This is a genomic window from Pseudundibacterium arcticum (assembly GCF_042646465.1).
GTDB lineage: Bacteria > Pseudomonadota > Gammaproteobacteria > Burkholderiales > Burkholderiaceae_D > Undibacterium_A > Undibacterium_A arcticum.
On sequence record NZ_JBHRTP010000023.1, the window covers coordinates 37,734 to 57,649 of the forward strand.

The 19,916-nt window shown below is 57.0% G+C and carries 15 protein-coding genes; 12 read left to right on the top strand and 3 right to left on the bottom strand.

The genetic code is table 11. The annotated features are described in order from the left end of the window. Positions 1–143: 143 nt before the first annotated feature. The 4 genes from ACFOFO_RS08335 to ACFOFO_RS08350 all read left to right on the top strand — a co-directional run bounded on the left by ACFOFO_RS08335 (position 144) and on the right by ACFOFO_RS08350 (position 3,863). The gene (locus ACFOFO_RS08335; protein WP_390331331.1) at positions 144–617 is read left to right on the top strand and encodes a universal stress protein; all 474 of its coding nucleotides are present in this window, start codon (positions 144–146) and stop codon (positions 615–617) included. 133 nt (positions 618–750) lie between these two features. After that, positions 751–1,866 (top strand): PAS domain-containing sensor histidine kinase, encoded by a 1,116-nt coding sequence (locus ACFOFO_RS08340; protein ID WP_390331333.1) that lies wholly within the window; start codon positions 751–753, stop codon positions 1,864–1,866. A 4-nt stretch (positions 1,867–1,870) separates the two neighbouring features. Next, positions 1,871–2,515, top strand: a complete 645-nt coding sequence (locus tag ACFOFO_RS08345) for a response regulator (protein WP_390323821.1) — start codon at positions 1,871–1,873, stop codon at positions 2,513–2,515. 526 nt (positions 2,516–3,041) lie between these two features. Further along, entirely contained in the window at positions 3,042–3,863 is an 822-nt protein-coding gene (locus ACFOFO_RS08350) for a Crp/Fnr family transcriptional regulator (protein WP_390323819.1), read from the top strand. A 67-nt stretch (positions 3,864–3,930) separates the two neighbouring features. Here ACFOFO_RS08350 and ACFOFO_RS08355 read toward each other — a convergent pair whose 3' ends face one another. Beyond that, entirely contained in the window at positions 3,931–4,719 is a 789-nt protein-coding gene (locus ACFOFO_RS08355; RefSeq protein ID WP_390323818.1) for a phasin family protein, read from the bottom strand. 77 nt (positions 4,720–4,796) lie between these two features. Here ACFOFO_RS08355 and ACFOFO_RS08360 point away from each other — a divergent pair, with 77 nt between their 5' ends. Further along, positions 4,797–5,162 (top strand): TraR/DksA family transcriptional regulator, encoded by a 366-nt coding sequence (locus tag ACFOFO_RS08360; protein WP_390323817.1) that lies wholly within the window; start codon positions 4,797–4,799, stop codon positions 5,160–5,162. Positions 5,163–5,375: 213 nt separating this feature from the next. Here the strand turns inward: ACFOFO_RS08360 and ACFOFO_RS08365 are convergent, their stop codons facing one another. Beyond that, positions 5,376–5,888, bottom strand: a complete 513-nt coding sequence (locus ACFOFO_RS08365) for a DUF1269 domain-containing protein (protein ID WP_390331335.1) — start codon at positions 5,886–5,888, stop codon at positions 5,376–5,378. 342 nt (positions 5,889–6,230) lie between these two features. On the opposite strand from ACFOFO_RS08365, the gene ACFOFO_RS08370 reads away from it, so the two are divergent. Continuing rightward, complete coding sequence (locus ACFOFO_RS08370; RefSeq protein WP_390323813.1) at positions 6,231–8,255, top strand: S9 family peptidase; 2,025 nt, start codon at positions 6,231–6,233, stop codon at positions 8,253–8,255. Between the two features lie 187 nt (positions 8,256–8,442). Here the strand turns inward: ACFOFO_RS08370 and ACFOFO_RS08375 are convergent, their stop codons facing one another. Next, positions 8,443–11,124, bottom strand: coding sequence for a M1 family metallopeptidase (locus tag ACFOFO_RS08375; RefSeq protein ID WP_390331337.1), 2,682 nt, complete (start codon positions 11,122–11,124; stop codon positions 8,443–8,445). Positions 11,125–11,407: 283 nt separating this feature from the next. Between ACFOFO_RS08375 and ACFOFO_RS08380 the strand changes: the two genes are divergently transcribed. The 6 genes from ACFOFO_RS08380 (at position 11,408) to ACFOFO_RS08405 (ending at position 19,787) form a co-directional block, all read left to right on the top strand. After that, a complete protein-coding gene (locus ACFOFO_RS08380; protein WP_390331339.1) occupies positions 11,408–13,129 on the top strand; it encodes a diguanylate cyclase in 1,722 nt (573 codons plus the stop codon). A 504-nt stretch (positions 13,130–13,633) separates the two neighbouring features. After that, positions 13,634–15,067, top strand: coding sequence for a sensor histidine kinase (locus ACFOFO_RS08385; protein ID WP_390331341.1), 1,434 nt, complete (start codon positions 13,634–13,636; stop codon positions 15,065–15,067). A gap of 164 nt (positions 15,068–15,231) precedes the next feature. Beyond that, complete coding sequence (locus ACFOFO_RS08390; RefSeq protein ID WP_390323802.1) at positions 15,232–15,984, top strand: LytR/AlgR family response regulator transcription factor; 753 nt, start codon at positions 15,232–15,234, stop codon at positions 15,982–15,984. 209 nt (positions 15,985–16,193) lie between these two features. Then, positions 16,194–18,134, top strand: a complete 1,941-nt coding sequence (locus tag ACFOFO_RS08395; protein WP_390331344.1) for an MASE3 domain-containing protein — start codon at positions 16,194–16,196, stop codon at positions 18,132–18,134. A 153-nt stretch (positions 18,135–18,287) separates the two neighbouring features. Beyond that, positions 18,288–18,938, top strand: a complete 651-nt coding sequence (locus ACFOFO_RS08400; protein ID WP_390323801.1) for a phosphoribosyltransferase — start codon at positions 18,288–18,290, stop codon at positions 18,936–18,938. A 168-nt stretch (positions 18,939–19,106) separates the two neighbouring features. Continuing rightward, a complete protein-coding gene (locus ACFOFO_RS08405) occupies positions 19,107–19,787 on the top strand; it encodes a hypothetical protein (protein ID WP_390323799.1) in 681 nt (226 codons plus the stop codon). The last annotated feature ends 129 nt before the right edge of the window (positions 19,788–19,916 follow it).

Here is a 19,916-nt window from a genome sequence, read left to right on the forward strand (position 1 = left end):
AATTTCATAGATCGACATCAAACAGATGCCAATAATGAATGAACATCTGGGGGATACTCCCATAGACTGGTAACTGGTAAAAAAACAGGCAAGCTTGATTCAAGAATCCGGCAACCATCCCGTTCACCTCACCGGCAAAGCTTATGTTCTCAAAAATCCTGATCCCGACCGACGGCTCCGTCATTGCCAACGCTGCCGCCCGAAAAGGTGTCGAATTTGCCAAACAGGTCGGTGCGGAAGTCATCGCTCTCTTTGTCGCGCCAAATTATCAATATCCGGTTTATGTGGAAATCGTCCCGCCAAGCTATCCCAACGAAGAGGAATACAAGGCATCGATCAAGCGAACCGGCGAGACCTTCATCAAGGCGATCGCCGACATGGCAGCGGCCAACGGCGTCAAATTTTCCTCCCACAGCATGTTTTCGGATACCACCGCACTCTGCATCGTGCAGGCGGCTCAGGAGCATGGCTGCGACATGATTTTCATGGGCTCTCATGGTCGCAGCGGCTGGGGCCAATTATTGCTGGGAAGCGTCACCGCAAAGGTACTGTCGGCCTGCCACATACCGGTGCTGGTCTACCGCTTGCAAGCAGAACCAGGCGACAAGGCTGCCTGAATGCATTTTCGCGACACTAGTGCTTCGTTTCTCGTCTCGAATTGCACTCATAGCCCCGGCGTGACCGCAGAGACAGCGAGCGCAAAATCGCCGCGACAAGCGCACGACCGCACGCTTCCCGCGAGGCGGTGACATGGTCGCGCCGTTGCAGCCCCTCCTCACCCAGCCCTCCACCTTCTCGGTCCGGATGGAGCTGCCGTCATCCGATGGCGACGGTGCATCGCTGCTGGCGGAGATGCAATCGATGGCCCACGGTCTGGTCATCCTCGACGCGCAATGTCATATCACGCTACTCAATCCATGCGCCGAAGCAATGTTTGGCTATGGCTCGGAGCAGTTGTATGGGCACGCGTTCGAACTGCTGTTGCCATTGCACGAACAAGTTGCGCAACGTGTTTGTCTGGATCAACTGTGCATGCGCGTCGCGCAGGGACACCGGATGAAAAACAGAATGGCCTTGCAGGGGATACGCGCCAGCGGTGAGGAATTCCCGATGCAGGTGATGGTTTCCCGTGTGACAGTACAGGGCCAAATTTTCTTGGCCTTCATCTTGCACGACCTGGGCGCCCGCAGGAAAGTCGAACGCAGGCGTCGATTCGGCCAGCCGGACCAGCGCAGAATCAGCCTGCTGTCTCAATTGGCACGCGAAGTCGAAAAGAAACGCTTTTCCAGGGAGTTGTATGACGATCTCGCGCAACGGCTCAGCGTACTCAAGCTCGATTTCGACTGGCTGGAAGAGAATCAGACCAATGCGGACGCTGTCGTTCAGGACCGGCTGCAGCAAATGCAGGGATTGCTGGACGATATCATCAGCAGCACCAAGCACATTGCATCAAGCCTGCGCCCACCGCTGCTGGACGACTTCGGGCTGATGCCGGCGGTCGAATGGATGGCAGCAAACTTCCGAAAGAGAACGACCATTGACTGCCAATTGGACAATAGCGGCATGACTATCAAGCCCCGCGAGCCTGTCGCGTCGGCCATGTTCAGAATTATTCAGGAAGGTTTGCTCAATATAGAGCGCCACGCACGGGCGAGACATGTCAAAATCACATTATGGCAAACTGCCAAAAATATCCACATCGACATTCAGGACGACGGTGTGGGGATGACAAACGAATCCGGCTGCAAAGCAGGCTGCTATGGACTGGTAACGATGCAGGAGCGCGTCTATAACGTGGGAGGCTCGCTCAGCATCAAGATCACCGTGCCGCACGGTGTAACGATACACGCAGTGATACCAATCTAAAATTATGATAAGAATTGTCATTGCAGACGACCATACCATCATGCGCGAAGGGCTCAAACGCATTCTCGATGGCGCGGAAGATATTGAAGTCGTCGGGGAAGCGGTCGATGGCTTTGAAGCGCTGGCCCAGGTACGCAAAGGCGGCTTCGACCTGATCCTGCTCGATCTGTCGATGCCGGGACGCAGCGGCGTCGACCTGATCCGCCAGATCAAGCTGGAAGCGCCGAAGTTGCCGATCTTGATCCTCACCATGCACGAGGAAGAGCAGTATGCGGTTCGCGTAATTCGCGCCGGCGCCAACGGTTACCTGACCAAGGAAAGCGCCGGCACGCAGCTGGTCAGCGCGATCCGGCGCGTCGCTTCCGGCCGTCCCTATATCAGTATCGAAGTGGCCGAACAGTTGGCACTGAACATCATGTCGCCCAGCGAGGACCTGCCGCACAAGCATCTATCCGACCGTGAATTTGAGGTATTCAGCATGCTGGTCAGTGGCCGCTCGATCACCGACATTGCGGATATATTGCACCTGAGTGTAAAGACGGTGAGCACGCACAAGACGCATATCTTGCAAAAAATGCGTATGGTTTCGCTGTCTGAATTGGTTCAATATGCGGTCGCACACAAAATTCTGGCGCCGTTCAAGAATTGACAATTGATCAATTTTTTTATGCGTGTACCAAAAATGTAACGGTCCGAAAAATAATTTCGACCTGCTGACGATTGCGTAGTTGCAGCGAATCTCCAAAAACCCGTCGAAATTCAGCCATATTTACGACAATATTAGCTGTTCTCCACGCAACATCGCCGTTTCTTTGCCGACATTAGGATTTTTCCTAATTCACCACCATCATTCCTATCCGTATATTCAGCGCTTACTGATACCAAATTCCGTTGCTGTTGTCATAATGAAAACAAGGAACAAGAACCAGAAGCCCACTAATCGAAGTTACCAAAAGTGGCCATTCAAGTGTCCATACGTCACGTCAACAAGATTAGTGAAGAATTCGTGGTTTGGAAAGTGGTAGCGATCGACCGGACGAACTGACAGCACGTTGCCAGTTTGTCATCGACGTAAATTGCTTGTTGAATATCCGATAAATTGGGAGATGAAAATGGTATCCACGCAATTGTCTGAAAGTCGTTCAGAGAGAGGTTCTACCGCATCGTTGTCATCCATGGAGGCCGGACGGCAGCGCCAAGGCCGGCTCTGGTCAAATTTAAAGGAAGTATGCGATCTGTTGCACATTTACATTCCGACCATGTCGTCGATTGGGGACGAAGAGTTGCTATTCCAGCACGTGCAGTTTAAAAGCGGACAAAGAATCCACACGATCGGCCAGCCGTTTGATACGCTGTATATCGTTAATTCCGGTTTTTTGAAGACTCTTCTGATCGATGAATTTGGCAATGAGCAGGTGCTGAGTTTTCCGATGAAAGGCGACATCCTCGGCGTCGACGGCATCCACAGCAAGCAACATGCATCCGAAGCAGTTGCCTTGTCCGACTGCGACCTGATCCTGCTGCCGTTCAAGAAACTGACCGCTCTGGGCCGCACGCATATCGAAATGGAACATGCGATGTACAGCGTGATGAGTCGCGAACTGGTGCGCGAACAGGCCATGGTGGGGATGCTGGGCGCACTGAGCGCCGAAGCCCGCGTGGCGCGCTTCTTGGTTTCGTTGTCGGACCGCTACTCGCAGATGGGATATTCCAGCAAGCTATTCAATCTGCGCATGACCCGTCACGAGATCGGCAGCTATCTTGGTCTGACTCTGGAGACTGTCAGCCGCACCCTGTCGGCCTTCAATGAAATCGGTATGATCACTGTCGATCAGCGCACCATCTGCATCCGCGAATTGGATGCGCTGAAAACCTTGCGTCGTCTACCGCCGTCAAGATCCCGTGCGAAACAGCTGGCAGCGAACAAGCTCAAATCGGCAGCCAACAAAGCTCCACCACCGAACGGTGAATCCTGGGGACAGTTCGTCACGGCCTGAGTCACGAAGAGTACTCCGGCCGAATTGAGCAAGGCCGGCAAAATCCGGCACACGCGGGCCGGATTTTTTATTGGGCCGGGCCATTGCGCTTGGCGGCACCGGTCCGGCGCTGATCGCTAGGATGGGGATTGCTACCCGGCCGGGCCGCTGGACTCGGCATATTCCCATTTGGCTTGAACGCGTCGCGCATTTGCGCACCGCGTTCTGCACCGCCCGCGATCACCGACTGACATGCGGACTGCCATATAGACTGCCATGCTGACAGCAGGCTCGTGACCGTGCCGAAGTTGGCATCTTGTTGCTGCACATTGGTCAGTTTGCCGGTTTCGCTCCACGTGGTGGCTTGATTGCGAATTTGCTCGCTGATCTGATCGCTGACCTGTTGCGTATATTGCTGCCTGCAAGCATTCAAATCGTTCTGAATTTGCGAGCACATGCGAAAGAGCGCATTCTGATATTTTATCGCGGCATCCGGCGTGCCAGAGAAGAAGGCCCATTGTTGATCGGCCAGGTCTTTCGGATCACGCTCGGCTACGAGTGTGTGCGCATAGTGCAGTTCATCGGATATGAGTCGACGTGCGTTATCGAGAAGGACTTGATCAATTTTCTCGACACCAGAAATCATGGTGTCGGCTAACTGCAGTGACGCCTGGAATTGCGTTTGTGCCACATCAGTAATTGCATTGGAAACGTTGTCGCTTTGCATGGTTGAACTCCTGGAAAGGGGGCGAAGACTGCGCATAAGGACTCGCGCACGATGACCAACGAAGTTTAGAGTCCGGCGCACTCGAAAACTCGCCTCCGTCGTCCGTCTGGTTTGATGCATATCAATTGCTTTTTCAATAAAAAATGACATACGTCAATTCTTGTGAAATCGTTTCTTGTAAGCTTGAATCGACGTTTTTTAATCACCTTCCAGTCTGAAAGCGGAACATGAGCGGACTAGATCCAAGCCAGATGACCAATCTGCAGTTGGTGCTGAAAAAGCGCGAAGCTGAACTACGCAGTCTGCTGGCGACCGATGACGAGCCGGCGCTGGCAACGCCACGAATGCAGGATATCCAGATATCGGCATCGGACAACGCGGTGGAACGTACGCTACACGATCTGGCGACAGAAACCGCCGAGCACGACGCGGCCGAACTGACTGCGGTGCATTTGGCGCTGACCAAATTTCAGGCTGGCACCTACGGCGTGTGTGAACTATGCGGCGAAGAGATCGGCTTTTCGCGGCTCAATGCCTTACCTGAAGCCCGCCTGTGCATCGCCTGCCAGACCCGGATAGAAAAGGCAAAATAAGCGGGCGGACTTGATTGCACGGTTTGGCGCGGGCAAAAAAGGCCGCGAACCAGAAAACTGGTTCGCGGCCTTTTTATCTTGCAGCCTGGATCACGCGGTACGCTCAGTACGGTAGGCGGGATCCATGTCAGGCAGTAATAGGCAGAACTATCATGCGCGGATCATAGTCAGTTCAGGCACCAATCAACCATAACCCTCATGCGCAAGCCGGACCTACGGAAAAGCCGGCGTATGTGGTTCGACGCCAGCGAACGACGCCTCCGGATGACGCTCCTGTATCAATTGCTCGACCTTTTCCACCTTACTATATGGCACGTCGATGATCAGCAACACCTGGCCAGCTTCAATCCCCTTTTGGAAATTTTTCATGCGCGAATTGGGAATGGCCGCCGCCACCATGCCGGACGCCCAGGCGCCGAATATCGCGCCCACCAGCGCAGCGGCCAGGATCACCACGTTCTGCAGATGCAGCCCCTCCAGTGGGAATAGCACCAGCAGGCTGCCGCCGATCAAACCGGCGCAGGCACCAATCAGCAAACCCATTTCGGTCCCATGGACAAGGTCCGTCTTGTGCATGAAATTGGCCTCGGGCATATCGTCGGGCAATTTACCGTCCCGGGACCAGAACCGCATATGTCGTTCTTCGATTCGCGCCAGCAAGAGTTTGTCGAATAGTGCGCGGGCGCTGTCGACGTCGGGCAGCATGTAATAAAGTCTGCGTCGCATAAATCCTCCTATTTGGTGCAAAGCACAATCTCACTATAGGCAATCTGGTTGGAACTGCAACATCAAATGTGGAACGCAAGACAACAATGCGCCCGGCAATGATTTTTCGCAACGTAAATATAAAAATATTGGGGAGTATCATCGAAATTTGAGCCATGTCACCAGCAAATCAATGATGTAAAAAAATACTCACGGCAGTACTTGATGGGATCCGCCATGCCAGCGCTGGATCCAAGGGCTGACGCGGGGCGAAAAACCGTGCATGCGAGGAAGTAATACCGATTCGTTCAGATACAATATTTCTCGGCATTACCAGATCAATAAAATAAAAGGACGACAAGCATGGCCCTTACCCCATTGAAACGTCAATTGCGCCGCAGCATGCTCGCCACCGCGTTGCTGCTGCTGGGTGCTTCCGCGCTGGCACAGATGCCGGCACCGGACACTATTGCGCCGAATGAACATTTGACCGCCGAAGGCATCCCGCCGATTCCGGCAGACCTGGCGGCCAAGGTCGCGCTCTACAACGATTTTCGGTCGCGGGTTATGCTGGACTGGCATCCGACCAAGCGCGAGATGTTGATTTCGACCCGCACCAAGGGCGTCGCGACGCAATTACACCTGCTGCGCAAACCGAAAGGGGAACTGGAACAACTGACTGATTTTCCCGATCCTGTCCGTATAGCGAGTTTCGAGCCGAATCTCGGCCAATACCTGGTATTTGAAAAGGATGAAGGCGGCAGCGAAGCCAGCCAGTTATTCCGGCTCGATCTAGATAGCGGCAAGATCACGCAGCTGACCGATCCGAAGGAAAAGCACGGCATGGGCCCATGGACGCATGCCGGTGGACAGTTGTTGCAGGCGTCAACCCAACTCGACAAAACCGCCAGCGCTGCCTCGCGCGCCGAAGTGACCACCGAGCTGTGGCTGCTGGACCCGCTGAAACCTGATGCCAGGCGCAAAATCACCAGCCTACCCGGCGGCGGCTGGGGTGAATTCAAGTGGTCGCCGGACGACCGTCAGATTCTGGCGTTGAATTACAAGTCCGCCAATGAAAGCAGCGTCTGGCTGATCGATGTTGCCGCCGATGGCGACAACTCGCCGCGACGCCAGCTTCTGCCGACGCCGGGTAGCCATTCGGGCGTCGCGCAAGCATATGCCAGCCTCAATTTCAGCCACGACGGCAAGCATTTGCTGCTAACCACCGATCGCGAAGGCGAATTCCTGCAACTGATGCGGGTCGACCTGGCGACGTTGAAGCTGACACCGCTGTCGCAACACATACCGTGGGACGTGACCGACGTCACGCCGTCCAAGGTCAACGATAGCGTCGCGGCGGTGGTCAACCATGACGGCCTGTCGGAATTGCATCTGTTCGACGCCGCCAGCGGCAAGGAGTTGCCACGCCCTGACCTGCCGGTCGGCGCGGTTTCGCACCTCAAGTGGCGCCAGGACGCAGAAGTCGCATTTGACCTCAATTCGGCGCGCAGCCCGGGCGAGTTGTACACCTTCAATCCGAACACCAAAGCGGTCGAGCAATGGACCACGCCGAACAGCCCGATAGATACCAGCGCATTCAAGGATGCATCCATCATCCGCTGGAACAGTTTCGACCAGCGCAGCATCAGCGGATTGATCGCCAGGCCACCGGCTCTGGAGAAGTTCAAGGGTCCGCGTCCGGTGCTGGTGCTGATTCACGGTGGTCCGGAAGGACAATCCCAGCTCGGCTTCCTGGGCCGTTACAACTATCTGATCAATGAGCTCGGTATCGCGCTGATTCAGCCGAATGTGCGCGGATCGAGCGGCTACGGCAAGACTTTCCTGAAGCTCGATGACGGCTTCCAGCGCGAAGATTCGGTCAAGGATATCGGCGCCCTGTTCGACTGGATCGCGACCCAGCCGGATCTCGATCCGAAACGCGTGGTCGTGATGGGTGGCAGCTATGGCGGCTATATGAGCCTGGCGGTGTCGACCCATTATGCGGACCGGATCGTCGGTTCGATCGACGTCGTCGGCATCTCCAATTTTGTATCGTTCCTGGAACGTACCGAAAGCTATCGTCGCGATCTGCGCCGGGTCGAATACGGCGATGAGCGCGAGCCGAAGATGCGTACATTTCTGCAGCAGATTTCACCGTTGAACAACGCGCAGAAAATCACCAAGCCGCTGTTTGTGGTGCAAGGCAAGAATGATCCACGCGTGCCGCTCAACGAGGCCGAGCAAATCGTTGCCCGCGTGCGCAAGAACCAGGTGCCGGTCTGGTACCTGATGGCGGACAACGAAGGTCACGGTTTTGCACGAAAACCGAACGCCGATTTCTACTTCTTCTCGGTAGTGCGCTTCCTGGAGCAAAACCTTTTGAAATAGGCCGGCGATCGCGGCGGTGTGCGTCCGGCCCCGCCTTGTCGACCGACGGCGACGGCGCACGACAAAAAGGGCTCCGGGTCGATCTGACCCGGAGCCCTTTTTCATCGACAGCCGAGCGGTGTTCAGGCGCTCATCGTTGACCGGCGGAATTCGCCACTTGTGTTGCGACGCTGCGTCTTGCCGTACCTTACTGCGCGGCAGCGGCCATAAAACGCTGCATCCCACCCTTCTGTGTAGTGCGGTTCATCACGCAGATATCGATGCTCTCGAGAGTCTGCGCGAAGTTGCGCTTGCCGCCGGGATATTTTGCGGCACGGGTCTTGTAAAAGCGGTCGAAGTTGTTGCGCTCTTCGGCCGAGCACAAGGCCCGTCCCATGCGCGGCAGAGTCGCCCCGGAATCTTCCGGTAGCTTGTCCAGCAGCGCGACATAGTGTTGCTGCACGAACTGCTGGACTGCCGGCGTGCTGTCGGGATTGCTTGAGGCGGTGTGCAGAATCGACACCGCTTCGCGCGGGTCGAAACCGCCCGACAACATCAGATCCAGCGCCTTCTGGCGCAGCGCCGGATCGGTGAAGGATCCAAGCGCGCTGAGCATCTCATTGCGGTCGCCGTTGTCGCGGGTTTTTGCCGCGGTGGCCACCAGCATCTCGAACAAGGCCTGGTCGCCATTGTAGGCGGCGCTATGCAAGATGTTGCCCAACATCGCGCCCAATTGTGGTGCCGCCCCGGTACCGCTCTTGGCGACCAGCCATTGACGCGCCAGCTGCTGGGCCTGTGCGCGCAGGGTCGGTTCGGCGCCGAGATTGGCAGCCAACGGCAGCAGATCGACGCGTAACTGGTTGGTCGCCTCGCTGTCGCCCTCGCGTTTCCGCCAGCCCAGCTTCAAAGCCTGTGGGCCGAAATGACGGTTGATCCAGGCGGAAAATTTCGCATGGCCGGCGCTGTCGAGCGTCGCGCTATTGACGACATGGACCGCCTCGACTGCGGCCTTGACCACTTCCGGCCGGGCATCGGTAGCGTAGTCAGCGGCCAGCTCAAGCAACTGATCTTGCGGAAATTCGCCGGCCTGTGCCAACATTCTCAGATCGTTGAGCAGCGCAGTAATTTCAGATGTTTTCAACGGCACCGCATGCAGGCGGCTCAGTAGCGAATGATCTATCTTTGAGACAAAATAACCGACGCCGGATGGATTCGGCAGCAGCCAGCCGGGGCAGCTAGCGGCATCCGGCAGCGCGATGCTGGTTTCCTGTTCGTGCATCATGGTGCAGAACGGCTGGTCCGACTTTTGACCTTCATAGCGGACGCACACCGGCGCATTCCACAGTTGCTGGCTGGCTGGCGACGCCTTGCCGCCGGGCTGGTAGCGTTCCTGCTTCAAATGCAGCGCCGGCTTGGCTTGGCAGTCGAGCGCCATCGAGATCAGCGGCACGCCCGGTTGTTCGACAAAACTCGAAAAACCCCTGGACAGCTGCGCATCGGATTCGGAGATCGCGGCAAAAAAATCTTCTGCGGTCGCGTTGCCATGTTCGTGCTGCTTCAGGTAATGGCGTACGCCGTCCCGGAAACGCTGCTCGCCTAGCCAGCTCTCGAACATCGACAGCACCGCGCCGCCCTTGTCGTAGGTGATGCCATCGAAGGCATTGGCCAGATCGTCCGGCTTGGCGATGGTTTGGCGAATCTGCCGGGTCGAAGCCAGACGGTCAGTATGGATTGCGTTGATGCGCTCGTCCTCGCGCTGCGCCTGCGCGTCCCACGCCGGATTGAATTTCTCGGTGACCTTGCGCGACATCCAGGTGGCAAACGACTCGTTCAGCCACAAGTCGTTCCACCACGCCATCGTCACCAGATCGCCAAACCATTGGTGCGCCATTTCGTGCGCGGCAATGCTGACGTAGCGCCGCTGCGCACGTTCATCTTCGCGATCGGCCGGGTGCAACAGGATATTGGACCGGTAGGTGATCAGGCCGGCATTTTCCATGGCACCGAAGTTGACGGTGATCGGGATTGCCATGCTATCGAGCTTGGCATACGGATAAGGGCGGCCGAAATAGTCTTCCAGCAGATGCAGGATTTCCGGCGTGACCTTGGCGGCGTAGGCAGCTTCGGCGGCGCGGCCCTTGGGCGTGATATAACGCAACGCGGTCTTGTTCATGCCGGCGGTGCCGCCATCGACCACGTCAAACGGGCCTACACCCAGGGCAATCAGATAGCTCGGCAACGGTAGCGTCGGTGCGAAGCGGATGCGCTTCATGTCGGTGCCGACATTTTCTTCCGATATCGACGGCATGTTGGTCACTGCGACGTGATCGCGCTTGACGGTCAGCGCCAGGGTCCATGGCGTTTTCCACTGCGGCTCGTCAAAGCAGGGAAAGGCACGGCGCGCGCTGGTCGATTCGAACTGGCTGTAGACATACCAATGGTCGCCGTCCTTTTGCTTGAACAGGCCGCTGGTATTGCTCTTCGAGAATTGCCCGCTATAAGTCAAGCTCAGACGCGCTTTGCCGGCTGGCAGCATGCGGCCAAATTGCAGGCCGACGAAGTCCTTGTCGGTTTTGACGATTTTGGCGTCGAGTTGTTCTTCACCCAGCATCAATCGCGCATTTTTGACGTCGATTTTGTCGGCGTTGAGCCAGAAGAAATTCTGCGCCTTCGTCAGTTCGACATCGATGGTGATCTTGCCATTGAATTGATCGGCGCCCGGTACGATGCTCAACTCGGCATCATAGGCAAGCGGCTTGACCGCATCGCCCAGTCGCATCACTGGCGGCGCGGGTTGGTGCGGGGAAGCGGCAAAAACCTGGGTGCAGATGGCAGTCACACAGATCGCGAAGAAACGGGCAGCGCGGCGGCTGAATAGTCGAGGCATCATGATTCCATAAGTTGGTGTTGATAAACCAAGGGGCTAGCTGACCGAGGTGGCCGGTCAGATGCGCGCCGGGAAGACCTGAAATGGGTGTTGCCAGGCATGCGGCGGCGTCATGCATTTTAGCAACTTTCCATTGCATTGGGACTGAATCTGTCGGTACTATCAGTCGTTCAATTCCGATGCTTTTTGTTGTGCTTGGCAATATCGCAATTATTTTCGCTTGCCGTAAAGACCATAATATAATTGTGGTCAAGTAATTAACGTGCCGGACGTACAGGGGAAGTGGATGCGCAAATTTTCACTGCGGCAACAGTTAATTGTGCCGTTTGTTGTCCTTGTGATCTTCGTATCGACCAGCATCGGCTGGCTGTCGTTCCGCGCCGGTGAAGATGCGGTCAATACGCTGGCGCAGCGGGTCCTGGTCGACATGGTCAACCGGATCAACACGGCCACAGAACATCATCTGACCGGCGCCTTTATCGCGCTGCACTCGGTCGCGCCCGATCCCAAGTCGGTACCTGTCGAGCAACCATTTTCCGACAATCTCGAATCGCTGGAACAACGGTTCTGGGATGCCAGCGGCCTGTTCATGGCCGTTAACAATTATGTCTACTATGGCGGCGAAGATGGCCGCTTCATCGGCGTCTATCGGATCAGCAACGATACGGTCCAACTCTTTTTGCGCAAACCCGGCGCCAGGCAACGTGAAGTCTACGCGGTCCAGAAACCCGGCGATCGCGCCAAGCTAATACGGGCGGAAGATTACGATCCGCGCGTGCGCCCGTGGTACGGCATCGCGGCCAGCCAGGACAAGGCGGTCTGGTCGCCGATCTACAACAACTTCACCAAATACTATCCGACCATCACGCTATCCAAATCGATGCGGCGTTCCGACCATAAACTGGCCGGCGTGATGGCCACCGATATCACGTTGCAGGTGCTGACCGATTTTTTGCGCGGCCTGACCATCAGCAAGAACGGCGTCGCCTTCGTAATCGATGGCAAAGGCAACATGGTGGCAACGTCGTGCAATGAAGTGCCGTTCAAGATGGTGGGCGGCAAGCCGGCGCTGATGATGGCAGGCGATATGCAATCGAAGCTGATCACCGAGTCGTATGCCAAGGTGCTGGAGTGGAAAAACAATAACAAGGATCTGGATACGCCATTGACCGGGGAATATCCTAGCGCCACCGGCTACGGCACGGTAGCCGTCGCGGCGTCCCTGCTGGGCGATAAATATGGGCTCGACTGGATCACCGTGGTGGCAGTACCGCGCTCGGACTTCATGAGCCGGGTCACGAGCAGCCTCTATAACAGCCTGATGATTGCCAGCATCTGTGTGGTACTGGCGCTGCTGGTCGGCCTGACCACCCTAAACCGGATTCTGCGCGACATTCGCAAACTGACCAACGCGGCCAAAAGAATCGGCAACGGCGATCCTGTGTCCCAGCTCAAAATCAACCGCGAAGACGAAATTGGACAGCTCGCCCGGACCTTCAACGAGATGGAACACAACCTGCGGATCGACAAGCTGACGGCGGTATTCAACCGCGAATCGCTGCTGGCCCAGATCCGCTTCCTGAAGCGTCGGGCCAATCAGGACCCGCTGGAAAAGCCCCAGTTTGCGCTGCTGTTCATCGACTTGGACGAGTTCAAGAGCATCAACGACCGTTACGGTCATGACGCCGGCGATCAATTCCTGATCACCGTTGCGGCGCGCCTGAAGACTGCAGTACGCACCACCGACGTGGTGGCCCGTTATGGCGGCGACGAATTCGTGATATTGCTCAAAGATGCCGGCGCGTTCAGCGACGTCACCGCAGCCGAAGAGAAGATTCGCAGCATCGTCGAAGCGCCGATGGCCTTGCAGCAGCACATCGTCAATGTGGGCGTATCGATTGGCTGGGCCATGTTCCCGCAGGATGGCAGGGACGCCGACACATTAATGAAAGTGGCGGACAGCCGGATGTTCGATTCCAAAAAAGGACGCAAGGCGGCGGCGCGCTGACCGGTTGCATCGCGCCGCCCCCGCACGACACAACCGAAAATGCTGCGCGCAAGCATCTGAATTTTACATATTTTAGGGAGTATGACGAAAAATCAGCCTATCACCCATGATTTTATTGCGATGTTATTAATACACCATCCAGTATTAATTTAACTCGACGTCTGATCCAAGGCGCAACAATAGTCTTGCCCAGTCGCGGCCCATCCGAATTGCGCCGAGACTCCGGCGCCACTGGTGCGCCGACGCCGCGGCGGCGTCTGGAGTCAGTGTTTGCTCACGCAGCAAAACCACGTCAGGCCGACTGCGGCCCAGCGTCCCATTCTGAAGCCTATCCCAGCAAACCTGCAGACTGTCGCATTCCGTTGGCACTTCAGTGGCCATTTCCTTACAGTGATTACATGCGACAAACTAATCACGCGCCTGACGCTATCGTATCCCGTAGTCAAAGTCACGCTCAACCCAGCGGCAAACTAGGCTAAGATGCCGCGCAACCGGGTGTTCCACATGATCAATTCGACTTTATTTGCCAAAACGCTCGCCAAAATGCAGCCCACTCTCTCGATCATCATCGCCCAACTGAAACAGGGTTTCGACGTCACGGCGACCTGGGTGACTAACTTGTCATGGAAAAAGTTCATCGTGTTCGCGATTGTGACGATGATCATCGGCGGTATCGTTCAGGAGAGCCTGTTCAAGCCCAACCGGCACCCCGAGATGATCAAGAAAAACAGGCACCACAACGGTCCCGCCTCGGTGGATATCGGCGACGATACCAATGTGCGGATCGATCAAAGCGGCATTCATATCCTGAAGAAAGGATCGAATGCCGGCGACAGCGATGACGGCGTCGACAATAGCGACAACCGCGCCGACCATGCGAAGACGACACCGGGACTGCCCGCGGCGCCTGCCGCGCCAGCACCACCTGCAATATCCGGGCCGACCCGTGCGCCAGCGACTTCCGATGCGACGCCGGCGAGCGCTGCGGCCACCTCCACCCCAGGCTCAGCCATCATCGACCAGAACGGGATCCGCATCACGCTGCCCGCGATCCAACCGGGCTCGCACAACGCCTCAGGTCCGGGCGGGATCCATATCGCACTGCCGCCGGACGTGGCACAGGAAGTGAGCGACGCGATCGATGAAGTCGCGACCGACAAGGCCAACGAGCAAATGGCCAACTATCAGGAACAGTCATCCGAATGGTTCATGAATTTCGTATTGCTGCTGCTGCTGGCCCTGTTCGGCACCAAGGTCCTGATGGGCGGCAAGAAACGCGCCGAAGCCCAGGCCAGAGCCGCCAGCGCCGACGCCGAGCACGCCAACCTGCAGCGTCAGGTATCCGAAGCCAAGATGCAGATGATGCAGGCGCAGGTCGAGCCGCATTTTCTGTTCAACACGCTGGCCTCGGTCGAACATCTGATCGAGACTGATCCACCGCGCGCCTCGGCCATGCAAAAACGCCTGATCCAGTATCTGCGGGCGGTCCTGCCGCAGATGCGGGAGACCGCGCTGGTCACCAATCTGGGACGCGAAGCTGACATCGTGCGGGCCTATCTGGACTTGCTGAAGATGCGAATGGAAGAACGCCTGGTGGTCGATTTCCAGGTTCCCGATGGCTTACGCAGCGCCGCCTTCCCGCCGATGATGCTGCAGTCGCTGGTCGAAAATGCGATCAAGCATGGCCTCGAATGCAAGGCCGAGGGTGGCACCCTGAAAGTCATGGCCGAAGTGGCGCACAACAAGCTGCGGGTGTCCGTCACCGACGATGGCCTCGGCTTTGGCGCCGTGCCGAGCGATAGCACCGGCCTGGGCCTGCAAAGCATCCGCGACCGGCTCAAGCTGCTACATGGCGCACAGGCGCAGCTGATCATCACGCCGAACACGCCATCGGGGGTCTGCGCGACGATCGAAGTGCCTTACCAATTGGCCAATTAAGTAGCCAATTAGGTAGGCAATCAAGTAGCCAATTAATTTGGGTGCGGATTCGCCAGCAAGTCACGGCAAGTAGTAGATAATGGTGCATCCGTTTGGGCTTGTCATTCTGAATGGCAAGCCCTTTTTGCATACAATAAGACACCCCGGAGCCGATGCCTATGCCCATGCCGACCGCCATTATTGCCGACGATGAACGCCTGATGCGCGAGCAGATGCAACTACGCCTTAAGCAGGCGTGGCCTGAACTCGAGATCGTCGGTGAAGCGAAAAACGGCGACGAAGCAATTGAACTGGTACAACGGCACAAACCCGATTTCACCTTCCTCGATATCCGGATGCCGGGCAAGACCGGTCTCGAAGCGGCCAAGGTGATCGGCACACAGAGTCATATCGTCTTCGTCACCGCGTACGACCAGTATGCGGTCGAGGCGTTTGAACAGGGCGCGGTCGATTATGTGCTGAAACCGGCGGAGCCGAATCGCCTGCGGATGACGGTGGAGCGGCTGAAGTCGCGCCTGCATGCGGCGCCGACCGACATGAGCGCCATGCTGTCACGACTGGCGCAGCAGATGGGGATCGCGGCCAAACCGAGCTATCTGCAATGGATACAAGCCAGTATCGGCCAGGAGTTACGCCTGATTCCGGTGGAAGAAATTCTGTTTTTCCAGTCGGATGAAAAATACACCTGCGTCCGGACTGCACGCTACGAGGCGCTGATCCGCAAACCGGTACGCGACTTGGCCGAAGAGCTCGACCCGGCACTGTTCTGGCAGATTCATCGCGCGACGCTGGTCAACGTCAACGCCATCGAGGGCGTCACGCGCGATCTGCGCGGCCGGCATCTGGTGATGGTGAAAGGTCATTCCGAAAAGCTGGAAGTCAGCCGCAGCTTTGTGCACCTGTTCAAGCAAATGTGATAATGGCATTTTTTAGGGAGTATGCGTCAAATATCGTCCCCTCCCCCCCAGTATCATTGCCGATACAAAAATACACCCATCAGTATAAAATTAGTACCATGCTCGCGTGGCAATGATACTGGCAGCTACCGAGCCTGCTTGCGTATCAATTTGCACAGTTGATTACCCGCCTGCAACCCACATCGGCGCAGGTTCGCTATGATGAGGGTATGAAATTGGCCACCCCATACAAGCTTGATCACGCGCGCGCGATTCTTGGCGTTCTCCTGCTGTTTTTTGCGGCCAGCGGGTTGGGCGCAGAATTTACCGACCACCGCCTGAATGGCGGTGTGCCCGTACTGAGCGAACTGCTGGAAACCGGCGCCATCGCCATGTTCGGCGTGGTTTTTGTCCTTGGCTGGAATGCATTGGGCGAGAACCGCAAGCAGGGTATGGTGGTGCTGGCAATTGCCGCCCTATGCATCGCGCTGCTGGACGCCTTGCACATGATGAGCGTACAAGGCCTGTTCGATATCAATACACCGGCCAACCTGTCGCGGGATAGATATTTAAGCCTGTTCGCGCGTGCCGTTGCCGCCAAGTCGCTGCTGATGATCGCCCTGCTTCCCTTCAATAGCCGCGTCCGCCGGCGCGCTGCGACCGCGGCGCTGACACTCGCCGTGGTCACGGTGGGCGTTGTCGCGAGTCTGATTTTTCGTCATGCCGACCTGCTGCCGCCGTTGTTGATTGTTGGTCGGGGACCGACCACGCTGTATCTGAACGTCGAATATGCGATCGCCGCAGTCAATGCGGTCACGGGCGTATTGCTGTACCGGCAGTTGCGCACGACGATGCAGACCAGCGAGCAGGCGACATCGGACCGCACCACGCTGCATTTCAACGCCTTGATCGCTGCGGCCGCGATGGCATTTTCGGCGCTGTATTTCGTCGCCAGCACGACCATCGAGCCGGCGATGAATATGTTCAACGTGCTGGCGCAGCTGTGCATGGCGATCGCTGCGCTGTCGCTGTGCCGCGCGACGCTGACCATCGGTCTGCATACCCCATATGCGGCTCAGACCGCGCTGCTGCAACAGATGGAAGAGACCAGCTCGGGCATCGATCAGAGTCAGATGCGGATGACCGGCATCATTGAGAACGCCAACGACGCAATCATTTCGACCGACGAATCACAAAAAATTGTCCAGGCCAATGCAGCGGCGGCCGCGATGTTCCGCACTACGGTTGAAGAAATGCAAGGCAAGTCGCTGGAAGACTACCTACCACAGCAAGAGCGCACTGCGCCAGATGAGCATCATAGTTATCCGGGAAATAATGAAATTTCGATACGCATGACCGGCCGGCGCGCCACCGACCATGCCGTGATCGGCGTGAAATCCAATGGCGAGGAATTTCCGCTGGAAGGTTCGATTTCCAGCATGATGGTCAACGACGACCGGATCTACACCGTGATTTTGCGCGATATTACCGAGCGCAGGCAGATTCAGGAGCAGATGGCGCAATCGCATAAGGAGCTGAGCCAGTTTGCGATTGCACTCAATGCGGTGCGCGAGGAAGAGCGCAAACACATTGCGCGCGACTTGCACGACGATCTGGGTCAGTTGCTGGCTGCGATGCGGATGGATCTGTCGCTGCTGCAACAGCAACCGGTCCAGACCTCCCGCTCCGAGCAGTTGCTCGGGAGCATGGACAAATTGCTGGTCACCTCGATCACCTCACTCCGACGTATCGCCACCGATTTGCGGCCCCGCGCGCTGGATGAAGGCGGTCTGTATTTCGCACTCGAATCGCTGCGCAAGGAATTCATCGCGCGACACGGCATCGACTGCCGCCTGGTCGCCAATGAAGCAGCGCTGGCGCTCGACGATGCACGCAGTACTGCTATCTTTCGCATTATCCAGGAATCGCTGACCAACATCGTGCGCCATGCGCAGGCGAGTAAAGTGACGCTGAAGCTGGCCCGCCACAAGGGCTTCCTGGTGATCAGTATCCAGGACGACGGGCGCGGCATCGCCCACGCCGAGCTGCACAAGGAACGCTCGTTCGGCCTGGTCGGCATGCGCGAGCGGGTACGCGCAATGCAGGGCGAACTTTCGATCACCGGCGAACTGGGTCATGGCACCCTGATCGAAATCACCATTCCGCTCTAGGCGTGTTGGCCACACGGGCCGCTACCGATTTTTGAGGACCGTCAATTGCTATCGACGGCGACACACTATACTTAATCACTCGCCGTGGCAATCGACCCGATGTCCCCAACGCATGGGGTGCCATCGCGACGATGAATCCTCCAACTGGCCCCCATGAAAGCGACCGCCACTTTCGCCGACCGCGCACAGGCTGCGCAACTGCTGGCGACTGAACTCCTGCAATATCGAGACAGGAACCCCCTGGTGCTCGCCATCCCGCGCGGCGCGGTGCCGATGGCGCAGATCATCGCTGCGCGCCTGGGTGGTGAACTCGACATTGTGCTGGTGCATAAGCTCGGCGCTCCCCTCAACAGCGAATATGCGATCGGCTCGATCGATGAGACCGGCTGGGTGTACCTGTCACCCTTTGCGGAGGCGGCGGAGATCGCCAGTGCACATCTCGAACACGAACAACGGCAACAGCTGGCGGCACTGCAGAAAAAGCGTGCGCTATTTCGACCGTTCAAGCCGCCGGCGGATCCGGCCGGTCGCGTCGTGATCGTGGTCGACGATGGTCTGGCCACCGGCGCCACCATGGTCGCCGCCCTGCATGCAGTACGCGCCCGACAGCCCGCCACGCTGATCTGCGCGGTGCCGGTTGCATCGATCGAAAGCTTGGACATCATCAGGCCACTGGCCGACGACGTAGTTTGCCTGCTGGCATCGGCCAATTTCAACGCGGTTGGGCAGTTCTATCGCGATTTCCCGCAAGTCAGCGACGATGCGGTGATACAAATTCTGGCGGCCGGCAACGGCGCTGGATGATCGGCGGCGTCGGTTGATCCGTCGCGAGAGGGTGCCCATGTGCAACGGCGCGGCCTTCATCACCGGTCGCGTGATGCATACCAGAAGGCGCCAGCCCAATGATCACAAAGCATCTTTTCCATGAACCATCCCGTTGTATAACGATCTATAAAACATGGCGATCAGTTGATGTTGGACGATGAACGTTGGCTGCTGGGAGATGGTCAGTTTCCGGCAACAACGTTTCCCTGTCGCAGCGATGACGCCACCCGGATTGGCGGTGAATTGCTTCGTCTGAACCACCCCGCAACTCGCGAATTGAACGTTATGCAACCCAAGGCGCATCTAGCGTTTTCAACGGCCGGCACCGGCTCGGTCGAGGCGATGTTTTATCTCGCGTCAAATGCCGATATCTTCGGTTGGTATGCGCAGGCCAAGGACCAGCATGTCTGGGCCGCCTACTATATGATCGAGAATTACTACGCCAACAAATCGACGGTCCTGCACCGCAGTGTGGAAGACGATTTGCGCGAGCACTGGATTACCGATTTCCCGAAGAGCAATGTGGAAATCCGGTGCCCGGTGGCGGAGCCGGTACGACACGAACTGGAACAGATGCAATCGCAGTTTTTGCAGGAATGGCTATTTTTTGATAACGAACCTTCGGTTGCAGCCGAGCTCGCCGCCTATCATAGCCAGCAACTACCGGTGCTGGGAATGAATATCAAGTCGAAAAAACTGAATCGCCTGGTTAAACATGGCAAAGTCTGGACCCACAGCACACCGAGTCTGGATTTATATGTGGTCGATTTTCTGCAGAGTCATTTCCGCATCAACGATAAAAAACGCCCGACGCCAGCAACGCCATAGTCGCGAGCAGTGCCCAACTGCTCCAGCACACCTGCTCCAGCACACCAATGGCCAAGCGGCCCAACTTTACGCCGTCATACCATCGGTTGACATCACATGGGGGACGGCACGGCTCATCACAGGCACGGC

Excerpts from the sequence above, each read along its gene's own strand:
- ACFOFO_RS08355 (WP_390323818.1), bottom strand. The coding sequence starts at position 4,719 with ATGTCATTTTTTATTGAAAAAGCAATTGATATGCATCAAACCAGACGG.
- ACFOFO_RS08365 (WP_390331335.1), bottom strand. The coding sequence starts at position 5,888 with ATGCGACGCAGACTTTATTACATGCTGCCCGACGTCGACAGCGCCCGC.
- ACFOFO_RS08360 (WP_390323817.1), top strand. The coding sequence starts at position 4,797 with ATGAGCGGACTAGATCCAAGCCAGATGACCAATCTGCAGTTGGTGCTG.
- ACFOFO_RS08405 (WP_390323799.1), top strand. The coding sequence starts at position 19,107 with ATGTTGGACGATGAACGTTGGCTGCTGGGAGATGGTCAGTTTCCGGCA.
- ACFOFO_RS08385 (WP_390331341.1), top strand. The coding sequence starts at position 13,634 with ATGATCAATTCGACTTTATTTGCCAAAACGCTCGCCAAAATGCAGCCC.
- ACFOFO_RS08400 (WP_390323801.1), top strand. The coding sequence starts at position 18,288 with ATGAAAGCGACCGCCACTTTCGCCGACCGCGCACAGGCTGCGCAACTG.
- ACFOFO_RS08380 (WP_390331339.1), top strand. The coding sequence starts at position 11,408 with ATGCGCAAATTTTCACTGCGGCAACAGTTAATTGTGCCGTTTGTTGTC.
- ACFOFO_RS08340 (WP_390331333.1), top strand. The coding sequence starts at position 751 with ATGGTCGCGCCGTTGCAGCCCCTCCTCACCCAGCCCTCCACCTTCTCG.
- ACFOFO_RS08395 (WP_390331344.1), top strand. The coding sequence starts at position 16,194 with ATGAAATTGGCCACCCCATACAAGCTTGATCACGCGCGCGCGATTCTT.
- ACFOFO_RS08345 (WP_390323821.1), top strand. The coding sequence starts at position 1,871 with ATGATAAGAATTGTCATTGCAGACGACCATACCATCATGCGCGAAGGG.
- ACFOFO_RS08370 (WP_390323813.1), top strand. The coding sequence starts at position 6,231 with ATGGCCCTTACCCCATTGAAACGTCAATTGCGCCGCAGCATGCTCGCC.
- ACFOFO_RS08390 (WP_390323802.1), top strand. The coding sequence starts at position 15,232 with ATGCCGACCGCCATTATTGCCGACGATGAACGCCTGATGCGCGAGCAG.
- ACFOFO_RS08335 (WP_390331331.1), top strand. The coding sequence starts at position 144 with ATGTTCTCAAAAATCCTGATCCCGACCGACGGCTCCGTCATTGCCAAC.
- ACFOFO_RS08375 (WP_390331337.1), bottom strand. The coding sequence starts at position 11,124 with ATGATGCCTCGACTATTCAGCCGCCGCGCTGCCCGTTTCTTCGCGATC.
- ACFOFO_RS08350 (WP_390323819.1), top strand. The coding sequence starts at position 3,042 with ATGGAGGCCGGACGGCAGCGCCAAGGCCGGCTCTGGTCAAATTTAAAG.